General features: G+C 72.1%; 10 protein-coding genes and 1 pseudogene. 9 read left to right on the forward strand and 2 right to left on the reverse strand.

Annotated features, from left to right (window positions below):
• Positions 1-73: 73 nt before the first annotated feature.
• Positions 74-556: a MarR family winged helix-turn-helix transcriptional regulator gene (locus tag ADK52_RS03660; RefSeq protein ID WP_053688330.1), complete on the reverse strand. Its 483-nt coding sequence runs from the start codon at positions 554-556 to the stop codon at positions 74-76.
• Between the two features lie 227 nt (positions 557-783).
• Between ADK52_RS03660 and ADK52_RS03665 the strand changes: the two genes are divergently transcribed.
• Entirely contained in the window at positions 784-2172 is a 1389-nt protein-coding gene (locus ADK52_RS03665; protein WP_324615875.1) for an MFS transporter, read from the forward strand.
• A 240-nt stretch (positions 2173-2412) separates the two neighbouring features.
• Here ADK52_RS03665 and ADK52_RS03670 read toward each other — a convergent pair whose 3' ends face one another.
• Positions 2413-3318: a hypothetical protein gene (locus ADK52_RS03670; protein ID WP_053688338.1), complete on the reverse strand. Its 906-nt coding sequence runs from the start codon at positions 3316-3318 to the stop codon at positions 2413-2415.
• Between the two features lie 131 nt (positions 3319-3449).
• On the opposite strand from ADK52_RS03670, the gene ADK52_RS03675 reads away from it, so the two are divergent.
• The 8 genes and pseudogenes from ADK52_RS03675 to ADK52_RS03710 form a co-directional block, all read left to right on the forward strand.
• Positions 3450-4223: a serine protease gene (locus ADK52_RS03675; RefSeq protein WP_053688339.1), complete on the forward strand. Its 774-nt coding sequence runs from the start codon at positions 3450-3452 to the stop codon at positions 4221-4223.
• A gap of 259 nt (positions 4224-4482) precedes the next feature.
• The gene (locus ADK52_RS03680; protein ID WP_053688331.1) at positions 4483-5139 is read left to right on the forward strand and encodes a response regulator; all 657 of its coding nucleotides are present in this window, start codon (positions 4483-4485) and stop codon (positions 5137-5139) included.
• Positions 5136-6302 (forward strand): sensor histidine kinase, encoded by a 1167-nt coding sequence (locus ADK52_RS03685; protein WP_053688332.1) that lies wholly within the window; start codon positions 5136-5138, stop codon positions 6300-6302. The genes ADK52_RS03680 and ADK52_RS03685 overlap by 4 nt, the downstream gene beginning before the upstream one ends.
• 68 nt (positions 6303-6370) lie before the next feature.
• Entirely contained in the window at positions 6371-6724 is a 354-nt protein-coding gene (locus ADK52_RS03690) for a chorismate mutase (protein ID WP_053688333.1), read from the forward strand.
• Between the two features lie 46 nt (positions 6725-6770).
• On the forward strand, positions 6771-9275 hold the full coding sequence (gene pepN / locus ADK52_RS03695; protein ID WP_053688334.1) for an aminopeptidase N: 2505 nt from the start codon (positions 6771-6773) through the stop codon (positions 9273-9275).
• Positions 9276-9727: 452 nt separating this feature from the next.
• A complete protein-coding gene (locus ADK52_RS03700; protein ID WP_053688335.1) occupies positions 9728-10291 on the forward strand; it encodes a hypothetical protein in 564 nt (187 codons plus the stop codon).
• Positions 10292-10467: 176 nt separating this feature from the next.
• Entirely contained in the window at positions 10468-12687 is a 2220-nt protein-coding gene (locus ADK52_RS03705; RefSeq protein ID WP_053688336.1) for a hypothetical protein, read from the forward strand.
• A gap of 245 nt (positions 12688-12932) precedes the next feature.
• Positions 12933-13466: pseudogene (locus ADK52_RS03710) on the forward strand (aspartate aminotransferase family protein); the annotation flags it as partial.

A 13466-nucleotide genomic window follows, 5' to 3' on the forward strand; every position in this document is an offset into this window, starting at 1 on the left:
GAGTCGGGGTCGGGTGGCCGGGCCGGGGTTGGCCGCGGTCGGGTGGGCCGGGCCGGGGTGGGCCGGGCTGGGGTCAGGACTCCGTCAGGCGGGCCGCCGCGCGCAGTTGGCGGGCGTTGGAGCCCTGGAGGAAGCGGATCACCGTTTCCAGTTCCGCCGTCGTGAACTCCTCGCACAGCTCGGCCACCTCGCGGGCCCAGTCGTCGAACAGCGGCCGGATCTCCTCCAGCCGCTCCGGCAACGCCTCCACCAGGACCCGCCGCTTGTCCGTCGGGTGCTTGACCCGGCGGACGAAGCCCTTGCGCTCCAGCCGGTCGACCAGGCCCGTCACCGAGGCCGGGGCCAGCCCCGACTGCTGGGACAGCTCCTTCGCCGTGAGCGGACCGCGCCGCATGAGCAGGTCCAGGGTCTTCGTCTCGGTCGCGCTGAGGCCCTGCTTCGCGGCCGCCGCCTCGTGGAACACCACGGTCGCCGCGCTCGTCTCCCGGCCCGTGCGGTTCAGCTCGGCCAGCACCGCTTCCCGGCGGGGGGTCTTCTCGTCGGTCGTGTCGGTCATGCACCCACCGTACCAAGTATTTAGTTCGGTCGAACGAAAGAGTTGCGATCTCGCACGCCTCCGTGCGAGTCTTTCGTTCGTCCGAACGAAATACATGTGGAGGCCCCGCCATGACCGTGCCCGCGCCCGCCCCCCCCCCCCCCCCCCCCCCGAATCCGGACCCGGACCTGGCCCCGGACCCGACGGCGACCCCCTATCCGCGCCGCTGGGCCGCCGCCGTCGTCATGATGGTCGCCGCGCTCATGGACCTGCTCGACGTGACCGTCGTCAACGTCGCCCTCCCCTCCATAGGCCGGGACCTGCACGCCTCGCAGAGCGCCCTCCAGTGGCTCGTCTCCGCCTACCTCCTCGGCTTCGCCGCCACCCTGATCGTCTCCGGGCACCTAGGCGACCGGTACGGCCGCAAGGCTCTCTTCCTCGCCGGAACCGCCGGCTTCGGCCTCGCCAGCCTCGGCTGCGGCCTCGCCCAGAGCCCCGGCCAGCTGATCGCCGCCCGCGCCGTGCAAGGCGTCATGGCCGCGCTGCTGATGCCCCAGGTGCTCGGCTCGTTCCGCACCCTGTTCCAGGGCAAGGAGCGCGGCGCCGTCTTCGGGATGTACGGGGCCGTCGGCGGCTTCGCCGCCGCCGTCGGACTGCTGCTCGGCGGCCTGCTCACCGACGCCGACCTGTTCGGCTGGGGCTGGCGGTCCATCTTCCTCGTCAACGTGCCCGTCGCCGCGGCCGCCTGCCTGGCCGGAGCCGTCCTCGTCCCCGCCACCCGCGAACGCGGCGCCGGCCGGCCCGACCTGGCCGGCAGCCTCGTCCTGGCCGCCGCCCTGAGCGCCATCGTGCTGCCGCTCGTCCAGGGCGAGGCCAATGACTGGCCGCTGTGGGGCTGGCTGTGCCTGACCGCCGGGGTGCTCGCCGTCGTCGGCCTCGGTTTCCTCGAAGCCCGCCGCCGCGGGACGGCGACCGTGCCGCTGCTGCCCGTCCGGGCCTTCCGGCTGCCCGCCTTCTCCGTCGGCCTCGCGGTCCAACTGCTCTTCGCCGTCGGCATGCAGGGCTTCTTCCTGGTCTTCGCGATCTGGCTCCAGGGCGGCGAGGGCTACACCCCGATGCAGGCCGGCGTGGTCACCGTCGCCTTCTCCGTCGGCAGCTTCCTGACCGCCCCGGCCGCCGACGCCCTCGCCGTCCGCTTCGGCCGCCTCGTCCTGGCCGGTGGCGCGCTGCTGATGGCGGGCGGGTTCGCGGACGTCTGGTACGCCGTCTCCGATTCCAGCGCCGCGCACACCGGGGCATGGCCGCTCGTCCCGGGCCTGCTCGTCGCGGGCGCCGGACTCGGCTTCCTGGTCGTGCCGCTGGTGAACGTCGTACTGTCCGCCGTCCCCGCCGACATCGCGGGCGGGGCCTCCGGGATCTTCTCCACCGCCCAGCAGTTCGGCGGCGCGCTGGGCGCGGCCGTCATCGGCAGCGTCTTCTTCGGCGCCCTCGCGGACGGCGGCCCCACGCACGCCCTGACCACCGCGATGCCCTGGGTGAGCGCCGGGTTCCTGCTCAGCGCGGTGCTCTGCCTGGCCCTGCCGCGCACGGCGGTGTCGCCCGAACCGGCTCCGGCCGCCGAGCCGGTGACGGCTTAACAGGTCCGCGGCAAGGGGCCGTGACGCAGGAACGGCCCCGGCCCCCTGGCGGGGGGGTCGGGGCCGGATCCTTCACTCGTGCGATGGGATATGACTACCCACGCCGGCCGTGCTTTGAACCGCTCTCAGCCCGACAACTTGTCCCTCGACTCGTCCCGCGTCCGCGCCGCGTTCGCCGAGCCCCGGCCCGGGCCCCGGCCCCGACCCGGACCCCCGCTCCGGTTCCGCACCGGCCTCCGGTCATGTGTCACAGTCCAGCACCGTGCGGCACAGTCCGCACCGGGCGCGCACCGGCCCGCGCACGGGCAGCCTCAGCCGCTGCCCGCACACCGGGCACGGGAAGCTCACCCGCGTCCCCGTCCCCCTCCCCGTCCCCGCCGGGTCCGGTTCGAAGCGGTACGAAGCCCCCGGCGCGGCGGCGCCCGCCCGCCGGTCCCGGGCGTAGCGGCGCCGCTCGGCGCGGTCCGCGGCCGCCAGCGGGGCCCGGCGCAGCTCCCGCTCGGCGAGCGCGCGGCCGCGCACGTACGCCTCGTACGCCTGCGGGCTGGTGAACCAGGCGGACAGGTCCTCGCCGAGCAGCAGGGCGCGCCGGGCGAGGACGTAGCCGAACTCCTCGGGGGTGAGGTAGCCGAGCTTCTGGTGGGTGAGCTCGTCCTCGCGGTAGGCGTCGAGGAGCAGCCAGCCGACGCCGAGGTAGGCGGCGGCGGTGTCGGTGAGGATCTCGTTGTCGGCGGTGGCCGGGAAGCGCAGGTCCAGCCGGTGCAGCAGGACGTGCGTGACCTCGTGCGCCAGGGCGGCGGCCAGATCGCGGCGGTGGGTGCGGAAGCGGTCGTTGGCCTCGATGAAGTACTCGGGCCCCGCGGCCAGTTCGACGGTGGCCGCCTGCTCCATCGCCCGGAAGCAGACCACCATCCGGGCGTCGGGCAGCCGCAGCGCGCCCACGATCGCGGAGGCCACGCGGTGCGCGCCGAGGTGGAGGTCCTCGTCGGCGGCGAAGGCGGCGTCGGCGGGGGAGAAGCTCGTGTCGTAGGCCCGGACCCCCTCGTACGAGAGCCGCCGGAACAGGGCCGTGACCGCGGCGCGGACGGTGTCGAGATGCGGAAATCCGTGCTCGACGGGGCTGGTGCGGCGGCCGCTGCGCGTCATGCCGTCCCCCACACCGCAGATTGTCCGAAAACGCGTTCTTGATGTCCGGCGAGAGATGGGTGTGACATGTACGTGTCATTCACCCGATGACGCGCACGGCCCAACCCCCCACGAAAGGCAGTGTGTCGACCATGTCCACCCTTGCCGCACTCCTCAAGCGCACCCTCGCCGTCGGCGCGGTGGCGCTCGCCGCCGTCAGTCTCCAGCCCGGCGCGGCCAGCGCCTCCCAGGCCCCCGTCGTCGGCGGCACCCGCGCCGCCCAGGGCGAGTTCCCCTTCATGGTCCGCCTCTCCATGGGCTGCGGCGGCGCCCTCTACACCCAGCAGATCGTCCTCACCGCCGCCCACTGCGTGAGCGGCTCCGGGAACAACACCTCCATCACCGCCACCGCCGGAGTCGTCGACCTCAACAGCTCCAGCGCCATCAAGGTCAAGTCCACCAAGGTCCTCCAGGCCCCCGGCTACAACGGCAAGGGCAAGGACTGGGCCCTCATCAAGCTCGCCAAGCCGATCAACCTGCCCACCCTCAAGATCGCCGACACCAAGGCCTTCGACAACGGCACCTTCACCGTCGCCGGCTGGGGCGCCACCCGCGAGGGCGGCGGCCAGCAGCGCTACCTGATGAAGGCCACCGTGCCGTTCGTCTCCGACGCCAGCTGTCAGAGCTCGTACGGCAGCGACCTCGTCCCCAGCGACGAGATCTGTGCCGGGCTGCCCCAGGGCGGCGTCGACACCTGCCAGGGCGACTCCGGCGGCCCGATGTTCCGCCGCGACGACAACAACGCCTGGATCCAGGTCGGCATCGTCAGCTGGGGCGAGGGCTGCGCCCGGCCCAACTTCCCCGGCGTCTACACCGAGGTCTCCACCTTCGCCACCGCCATCAAGAACGCGGCCGCGACCCTCTGAGCCCAGCGCCCCCGGTACCCCGAGTACCCCCAGCACCCCCCGCGCCCTGAGCACCCCCTGCGCCCCTCCCGCCTCGTCCTTCCGGCCCCATGCACCCGGGCCGGAAGGACGAGGCGCCGGCCGCCGTACGTGCGTAAGGTCGGCCGCAGTGGCACACGGCCGGCACCCCGCCGGCCCGGCCCCGCCCGGTTGCGGGCCGACGCGCCCGCCGGTCCCATGGGAGGGCACACGCAGCGGGCGACAGTGGGGCAGGCAGCGCATGGCGATCAGAGTGGTCATCGCCGACGACCAGGAGATGGTCAGGACCGGATTCCGGATGATCCTCGAAAGCCAGCCGGACATCGAGGTCGTCGCCGACGCCGCCGACGGCGAGGCCGCCCTCGCGGCCGTCGCCGCACACCGGCCGGACGTCCTCCTCCTCGACATCCGCATGCCGAAGCTCGACGGCCTCGAAGTCACCCGGAGACTCGCCGACCGGGACGGTCCGCGCATCGTGATCGTCACCACCTTCGACCTCGACGAGTACGTCCACGCCGCGCTCCACGGAGGAGCATCGGGCTTCCTCCTGAAAGACGCCAGCCCCGCGATGCTGGTTGAGGCGGTCCGCGCGGCAGCCGTCGGCGACTCCCTCGTCTCACCCGCCATCACGGTACGGCTGCTGCGCGAAATGGCGCCCCGGGCCGCCGGCGCCCAGGCCGCCCGCCGCCCCTCCGAGCCCCTGACGGAACGCGAACAGGACGTCGTACGGTGCGTCGCCCGCGGCCGTACGAACGCCGAGATCGCGGGCGAGCTCTTCGTCTCCCTGTCCACGGTCAAAACCCACCTGGCCAACGTCCAGACGAAGCTCGACGCCCGCAACCGCGTGGAGATCGCCGCCTGGGCCTGGGAATCCGGCCTGGCCGCGCCCCCGACATGAGCCCGCTCGCCTCCTGGGCCCGCCGCCACCCGCACGCCGCCGACGGGGTCCGGCTCACCCTCTCCCTCGTCCTGCTGGCCCTCGTCACCTTCGAGGGCGTCGTCCTCGCCCGCCAGCCCAGCCTCCCGCACGCCGCCGTGTGGATCTCCGGCATCCTCGTCTGCCTCAGCGCCGCGCCCTGGCCCGCCGTCCCCCTCCTCACCCGCGCCTGGTTCGCCGCCGCCGTCACCTGGACCGTCACCCTCCTGCTCATCTTCGGCAACCACCCCCTCGTCGTCTGGGGCGGCGGCGAGGCCATCGCCCTCCTCGTCCTCCTCTCCCAGGTCCTGCTCCGCGCCCCCGCCCGCACCGCCGCCGTCCTCGGCCCCCTCCTCGGCCTCGGCTGCATGGCCGTGCCCGTCCGCGACACCAACCCCGGCCGGTTCACGCTCCTGTTCTCCGTCCTGGCCGTCGTCGTCGGCGCGTACTCGGTCCTGCTGCGCCTCCAGTCCGTCCAGCGCGTGCGCGAGCTGAGCGCCGTACGCACCGCGGAACGCCTGGAGCTCGCCCGCGAGCTCCACGACCTCGTCGCCCACCACGTCACCGGCATCGTCGTGGAGGCCCGCGCCGCCCGCTTCACCCAGGTCTCCGCCGAACGGGCCGCCGAGATCTTCGGCCGCATCGAGACCGCCGGGGACGAGGCCCTGGGCTCCATGCGCCGCCTCGTCAAGATCCTCCGCGAGAGCGAGGACCAGCCACCCGGCGGCAGCGGCCGGCCCGGCACCGCGCCCGTCGCCGGCCTCGCCGACATCCGCACGCTCACGGAGCGCTTCTCCGCCACCGGCCCGCCCGTCGCCCTGTACGTGGAGGAAGGGCTGGCGGACCGGCTCCCCGGCGACGTCGCCGCCACCGCCCACCGCATCGTCCTCGAAGCGCTCACCAACACGGCCAAGCACGCCGCGACCGCCACCGCCGTCCGCGTCGGCCTGCGGACCGTCCCCGCCGGACTGGAGGTCCGCATCGCCGACGACGGAGGCCGCCCGGCCCGCCTCTCCGAGACCGCCCGGGGCGGCGGCTACGGCCTCGTCGGCATGGCCGAACGCGCCGAGGCCCTCGGCGGCTCCCTCACCGCCGGACCCGCCCCGGAGGGAGGCTGGCTGGTCACCGCCGTCCTCCCGCTCTGAGAAGGGCCCCGTCTCACGGATCGGCTCGCCGAGGAACCACACGCGCCCGCCACGTATTCTCGGGAACCATGAACAACAGCGCCCCCGACGAAGCCGCCACCGCAGCCACCGCCACCCCCGGCGCCGTCGACGAGACCGTCGCCGCCGAACTGGCCCGCCTGCGCGACAGCATCGACAACATCGACGCCGCCGTGGTCCACATGCTCGCCGAGCGCTTCAAGTGCACCCAGCAGGTCGGCCACCTCAAGGCCAAGCACCAGCTGCCCCCGGCCGACCCGACCCGCGAGGCCAACCAGATCGCCCGGCTCCGCCAGCTCGCGGAGAACGCCAAACTCGACCCCGCGTTCGCCGAGAAGCTCCTCAACTTCATCATCGCCGAGGTCATCCGCCACCACGAGACGATCGCCGCGGGCGAAGAGTAGGCGGGAGCGGACGAACGGGGCCCGGCCTTCGGGCAGCATGGGCCCCATGTCCGCACTGACGCGCAACGAAGCGCAGCTCCGAGCCCAGCTCCTCGACGTCCAGCACTACGCCGTCACCCTCGACCTCACCGGCGGCGACGACACCTTCGAGTCCACGACCGTCATCCGCTTCACCGCCCGCAGTGCCGGGGACACCTTCGTGGAGCTGAAACCGGACGAACTGCACTCCGCCGAACTCGACGGCAGCCCCCTCGACCCCGCCGGCCTCGCCGACAACCGCCTCGCCCTCACCGGCCTCGGCGAAGGCCCCCACGAACTGCGCATCGCCGCCCGCATGCGCTACTCCCGCACCGGCGAGGGCCTGCACCGCTTCACCGACCCCGCCGACGGCGAGGCGTACGTGTACAGCCAGATGTTCATGGACGACATCCAGCGCGTCTTCCCGGCCTTCGACCAGCCCGACCTCAAGGCCGTCTTCGAGTTCACCGTCACCGCCCCCGCCCACTGGACCGTCCTCGCCAACGGCATCACCGAACGCGTCGGCGACCGTGGCACGGACGGCGCCGGCATCTGGAAGTCCGCCCCCACCCCCGTCATCTCCACCTACCTCGCGGCCGTCGCCGCCGGCCCCTGGCACAGCATCCGCACCGAACACGCCGGGCTCCCCTTCGGCATCCACTGCCGCCGGTCCCTCGCCCCGCACCTCGACGCCGACGCCGAGGAAATCCTCTCCATCACCACCGACTGCTACGACCGCTACCACGAGAAGTTCTCCGAGCCCTACCCCTTCGACTCCTACGACCAGGCCTTCGTCCCCGAGTTCAACGCCGGCGCCATGGAGAACCCGGGCCTGGTCACCTTCCGCGACGAATTCGTCTTCCGCTCCGCCGTCACCGACACCGAACGCCAGACCCGCGCCATGGTCATCGCCCACGAGATGGCCCACATGTGGTTCGGCGACCTCGTCACCCTGCGCTGGTGGGACGACATCTGGCTGAACGAGTCCTTCGCCGAGTACATGGGCTACCAGACCCTCACCGAAGCCACCCGCTTCACCGGCACGTGGACCGAATTCGGCGTCAACCGCAAGTCCTGGGGCTACGACGCCGACCAGCGGCCCACCACGCACCCCGTCGCCCCCGACCCCGACGCCGTACCCGACACCGCCAGCGCCCTCCTCAACTTCGACGGCATCTCCTACGCCAAGGGCGCCTCCGCCCTGCGCCAACTCGTCGCGTGGCTCGGCGAGAAGGACTTCCTCGCCGGCATCAACACCCACTTCACCCGCCACAAGTTCGCCAACGCCTCGCTCGCCGACTTCGTCGAGTCCCTCGCCGCGCACACCGACCGCGACGTCCACGCCTGGGCCGACATCTGGCTGCGCACCACCGGCATCGACACCCTCACCCCGCGCATCGAGGAGAGCCACGGCGGCTGGACCCTCACCGTCGACCACCAGGGCACCCGCCCCCACCACATCGGCGTCGGCCTCTACGACCGCGACCCCGACGACACCCTGGAGCCGCGCGAGCTCCTCACCATCGACGTCCCCTCCGACGAGATCGTCTCCGTCAGCGGCCCCCGCCCGGCCCTCCTCGTCCTCAACGACGGCGACTTCGGCTACGCCAAGGTCCGCCTCGACGAGATCTCCGTCGAGACCGCCCTGCGCGAGCTGTCCGCCATCCCCGGCCCCCTCACCCGGGCCGTCGTCTGGAACTCCCTGCGCGACATGGTCCGCGACGGCGAACTCGAACCCGCCGCCTACCTGGCCACCGCCGGCGCCCACCTGCCCGCCGAAGGCGACCTGGCCATCGTCCAGGGCGTCCTCGCCTTCGCCCGCCACCACGTCGCCGACCGCTACCTCGCCCCCGAGGACCGCGCCGAGGCCCTCGCCACCCTCACCTCCATCGCCCGCGCCCTGCTGCGGCGCACCGAGGACGGCGCCGACCCCGGCCTGCGGCTCGCCGCCGTACGCGCCCTCATCGACGCCGCCACCCAGCCCGACACCCTCGCCGCCTGGATCGAGGACGACACCGTGCCCGGCGGCCCCGAACTCGACCCCGAGCTGCGCTGGCGCATCCTCGCCCGGCTGTCCGTCCTCGGCGCCGTCGGCGAGCGCGAGATCGACGCCGCCCTGGCCGCCGACCCCAGCGCCACCGGCGAGGAAGGCGCCGCCCGCTGCCGCGCCGCCCTCCCGACCGCCGAGGCCAAGGCCGCCGCCTGGGAGCGCCTCTTCCACGACGACTCCCTCTCCAACTACCTCTTCAGCGCCACCGCCCAGGGCTTCTGGCAGCCCGAACAGGCCGACCTCGTACGGGAGTACGTACCGCGCTTCTACGCCGAAGCCATCGCCCTCGGCGCCCGCCGCGGCCCCGCGATCGCCGAAGCCGCAGGCCGCTACGCCTTCCCCGGCCACGCCGTCGACGAGGACAACCTCCGGGCCGGCCACGCCGGCATCGACGACCCCGCCATCGTCCCCGCCCTGCGCCGCAAGCTCGTCGACCAGCTCGACGACCTGGCCCGCGCCCTCCGCGTCCGCTCCGGCAGCTGAGAGGAAGCTCGCCGCAGTCGAACCGTCGGCCACGCCGAGACGGAGTGGCCGACGGTCCCGCAACGAGCCTGTAGAACTTCATATTTGACGGTCCACCAGTTCGCGCTGGTACGATTTTCTGGTACGAGCCTCTCGATGAGGCGCGGCGCGGTACTCGGCACAGGCCGGGTGTTCCCGACGGGAACCTTGAGCTGGCGTCGTCCCCGATTCCGACCGGGCGGCGACGGGCGAGCGACAGTCCGCGGTGCGTGTCGGCGAGTTGACGCAGCGCGTATCGCACGGATCCCCACCCCAGGGGTCTGCGGTGCAGCCGCAGCACACCCCTTTGGCCGGATCCAGCGAAAGGCGAAGTCGCCATCAACGCGCGTGCTTCCGTCGACAGGTTTGTCGCCATCGACGATTCGGGAGCCTCAACCAAACTCCTCGGCATCCATGCCGGGATCAGCGTGCCCGTGACCGGGAAGCGGGGATTCGAAAGCGACTGGCTCGCCCTCCGCGCCATCTGGGAGGCGGAACACGGCGTCCCGGTCGAGGCCGAACTCCACTCCAACAAGTTTCTCGCCGGCCGGGGCCGTTTCAACGGCTTGAACCCAGCCCGTGTCGAGCGGTACCGCATGGCCCAGTCCGCCCTGGACCTCATCGGTTGCCATCCCGGGGTCGTCCCCGTCGCCGTGTACACGCACGCGCGCCACGTCCGTACCGCCAAGACCGACTCGTACGCCGGCCTCTTGAGGGTGCTCGACCGGGGCCTCGCGGAGAGTGGTGAGCGCGCCGACCTGATCGTGGACGGCGACGGCACGGAACGGCTGTACGTCGAAGTGCACGAGGCCGTCCGGCCGACCCGGATCGCCCGCCCCGCCGTGCAGGTACCGGCGCACGAATCCCTCTGGATCCAGGCCGCCGACCTGATCGCGTACTGCGCCTTCCAGGCGGTCGCCCGGCAGCCGGAGCGCGCGTACATGTGGCACTGGTATGCGCAGCATCTGCCGAAGGCCGCTCCGCCGCAGCAGTTCTGAGCCCCACAACGACGAAACCCCAGCGTCATCGGCTGGGGTCTCGTAAAAGCAGACCTGACGCGTGCGCTATCGGCCCGCGCCCGGACTACTTCGCCATTCTAGCGCCCGAGGGCACGGGAGGCCAGTGCCGTGCCCTGCCCACCTTGACGATCCGACCTAACTATCAAAGGAGAATCATGGCGATCCCCACCGGATTCCAAGAGCCGCTGGGCCGTGAAGGCGAAGATCGGCGCACTGAGGACCCGGGCCCCCAGACGCTGACCTTCCTCTACGAGGGCGAGGAATTCACCGTCTCGGGGTTCGAGCCGGCGCTGCCCGAGCTGTCCTCCGTAACGGACCGCACAGGTCTCGTCAAGGCGGGCCTCGCATCCCTCGGCACCTCGCTGAACGTCGAGTCCTGGCACGCGGTCGCACGGGCCACCGTCGCACCCGATGCGGCGGCCGCGCAGCTCCGCGCCCAGAAGGGAAGCATCTCGGCTCTCATCGAAGAGCACGTTGAAGGCGCGACACTCCGCTCTCTTCATGCCCGTGCCTGGCTCACGGAACTCTTCCCGGGTCTTCAGCCGCGCACCGGACAAGAGGCGTACCCGGTGCCGGACCCCCAGGTCCACGGCGACGTCGGGGAGGACGGTGAACCGCACGCGAACGTCGTCTACACGTATCGGGACGCCAGTCACCTGCGCATGCACCTGCAGCAGACCATCACAGGCACCAGGAGAGCCAATCCGGAGCCGTACGACCAGTCCATTCTCGCCCGCAGGATCACGCGTGCAGTGATCGCACACCCATGTCGAATCGCGTTCCTGGACGGATCCGAGTCGATTGACGTTCTCGTCGTCCGGGACGGGATCACCCGCCTCACCAGTGCATGGGCCCTTCTTACGGACAAGGAGAGCCCTACGCCCGAGGACATCGCGCGTACCGCGACCGACGTGCTGATGGCGGAGAAGCCCCAGAGGCGCGGCGCGGAGAAGCCCCTCGGCCAGCGCATGGCCGTCGGCAGGCAGCAGGCCCTCGCAGAGCTGCGCGCCGAGTTCTACAAGGGACTGGGAGGCACCCAGCCGGCGGACCGCTCCGTGCGCCTGGGGCAGACGCTCGCCGTGCCGGCACAGATCACCGTCGGGCTGCGCCGCCATCACACGGCCGGACTCCCCGCAGACGAAGTCTTCGACGACGCCGTGCGTTCGATCCTCGCTTCTGTGCACGTCGAGTTCAAAGCCTGGGAAACCGCCGCCCAAAACGTGGAGGTCGGCTCCAGGGCCTTGCGGCGGGTGCACCTGGGCGGCGGATCCGGCGCCAGTCTGCTGGACGGCGTCGTCGGGCTCGCCCTGGGACGTCGTTCGTACGCCGAGCTGCCCTTGGTCTTCGGTGACCAGCGGATCCCGGGCAGTCCCCTATGGCGAGCCGTCTATCTTGTGCATCACCTCACCAGGCCGGAGATCTTCGAGCAGGTCAAGAAGCACGCCAAGGACATCAAGGGCACACGGCGCATGGAGATCGCGGGCTACGCGGAACTGCTGGGGCCGATCATCGACCTGCCCTGGCGAGGACAGAAGAAGGCCTCGCTGGTCCAGGCCCGCAACGCTTGGACCAACGGCGGTGTCCTGACGCGTGCCGTCATGGATCCCGGCTGGGCCCCGGCTCCGTGCGACGACTTCACACGCCTCGTCGCCCCGGCCCTCGCCGGCGACACCGATGCCCGCGAGACGCTGGCCGTCGCCGGAGGGGTCGCGCTCATAGCCGACAAGCTCATCACGCGCAATGTCGGTTCGGCCGTGGGCCGCACGGTGCCCTGGCGGTCAAATGTCAACAACGTCGTGGCCGGTCTCACACAGACCGAAGACGGTCTCTGGATTCTCGCCACCGCCGCCAACTCGTTCGATGCCGCCCGCGAATGTGTGAACTCCTTCACCCCACAACAACTCGGTGGACGTGACACCTCACGGATGTACACCATCCCCGACATTGACCTGACCCGGCCCGACAAGCGTCGCAAGGACCGCGGCGGAATCGCGGATGAGCCCCTCACCCAGTACCGGCTCGTTCGCGTTTCGGATCCCGTCAGGGCACGTGAACTCGACGAACGACCGGCAGGCGGCGAAGACGAACTGCCGCCGGGCGAGAGGCTCGCTGTGAGGCGACAGGCCTTGGTCCACGCCGTCGACACGGCCGGCAAGAGGTTGGACGAACTCGTCGAGATGGCTGACGCCCCCGAGATCGCCCAGACCAGCCTCCACACGTTCGGGTCGCTGGCGGAATGGGAGGCGCTGGACACCAAGGTGCGCATGCTGGGAAACACGATCTACCAGGGCCGACCGCCCGGCGCGGACGAGAACGAGCCCGAGGACGACAGCGTCGAGGACGACCACGAAGAGACCGCGGAGGAGTGGACCTGACCTAGACCGTCTCTTCCGGATCTTGCCTGACCGGCAAGATCCGGAAGAGACGGCCTGGCCCCACCGCCGGGGCGCGGCCGAAATGCAATACCCGGCCCCCCGGCGCGGTTACCCCGTTCGGGTCTGATCGTTGTACCCGTCGGGCCCCCAGGCTGTCACCGCAGCAGCGCCCGCCGCTCAGCCCCCTCGGCACCCCACGACAGGGCCGGCCCCCTGCCGCAGACCCGTTCCCGTGAGGACACCGCATGACCGCGCCGCCCGGCACCCCGCCGCCCGCACCGCCCTCGCACCCGCTCGCCGGCGGCCGCCCCGGCGCCGAAGCCCTGCGGCCGCTCCTCGACACCGTCCTCGAAGCCCTGCGCACCGGAGCCGCGGAGCGCGGCGGGCCGATTCCGGCCGGTGGCCCCGACGCCCTCGCGGCCCGCGTCGCCGCCGCGCTGGGCGACGTACTCCCCGAAAAGGGCCACGGCGATCACGAGGCGCTGCGGACCCTCGTGCACACCCTGGCCGCAGGCGCCGCCGACCCCGCCGACCCCCTGTGCGCCGCCCACCTCCACGGCCCGCCCCTCGCCGTCGCGGCCGCCGCCGACCTCGCCGCCTCCGCCCTCAACCCCTCGCTCGACTCCTGGGACCAGGCCCCCGCCGCCTCCGCGATCGAAGCCCTCCTCACCCGAACCCTCGCCGCCGAGTTCTACGACACCCCCCACCCCGACGCCCTCGTCACCACCGGCGGAACCGAAGCGAACCAGCTCGCCCTGCTCCTCGCCCGCGAACGCCAC

Origin of the sequence: Streptomyces sp. WM6372 (assembly GCF_001279655.1) — a bacterium.
Taxonomy (GTDB): domain Bacteria; phylum Actinomycetota; class Actinomycetes; order Streptomycetales; family Streptomycetaceae; genus Streptomyces.

Excerpts from the sequence above, each read along its gene's own strand:
- ADK52_RS03660 (WP_053688330.1), bottom strand. The coding sequence starts at position 556 with ATGACCGACACGACCGACGAGAAGACCCCCCGCCGGGAAGCGGTGCTG.
- ADK52_RS03705 (WP_053688336.1), top strand. The coding sequence starts at position 10,468 with ATGGCGATCCCCACCGGATTCCAAGAGCCGCTGGGCCGTGAAGGCGAA.
- ADK52_RS03675 (WP_053688339.1), top strand. The coding sequence starts at position 3,450 with ATGTCCACCCTTGCCGCACTCCTCAAGCGCACCCTCGCCGTCGGCGCG.
- pepN (WP_053688334.1), top strand. The coding sequence starts at position 6,771 with ATGTCCGCACTGACGCGCAACGAAGCGCAGCTCCGAGCCCAGCTCCTC.
- ADK52_RS03685 (WP_053688332.1), top strand. The coding sequence starts at position 5,136 with ATGAGCCCGCTCGCCTCCTGGGCCCGCCGCCACCCGCACGCCGCCGAC.
- ADK52_RS03690 (WP_053688333.1), top strand. The coding sequence starts at position 6,371 with ATGAACAACAGCGCCCCCGACGAAGCCGCCACCGCAGCCACCGCCACC.
- ADK52_RS03680 (WP_053688331.1), top strand. The coding sequence starts at position 4,483 with ATGGCGATCAGAGTGGTCATCGCCGACGACCAGGAGATGGTCAGGACC.
- ADK52_RS03665 (WP_324615875.1), top strand. The coding sequence starts at position 784 with ATGGTCGCCGCGCTCATGGACCTGCTCGACGTGACCGTCGTCAACGTC.
- ADK52_RS03670 (WP_053688338.1), bottom strand. The coding sequence starts at position 3,318 with ATGACGCGCAGCGGCCGCCGCACCAGCCCCGTCGAGCACGGATTTCCG.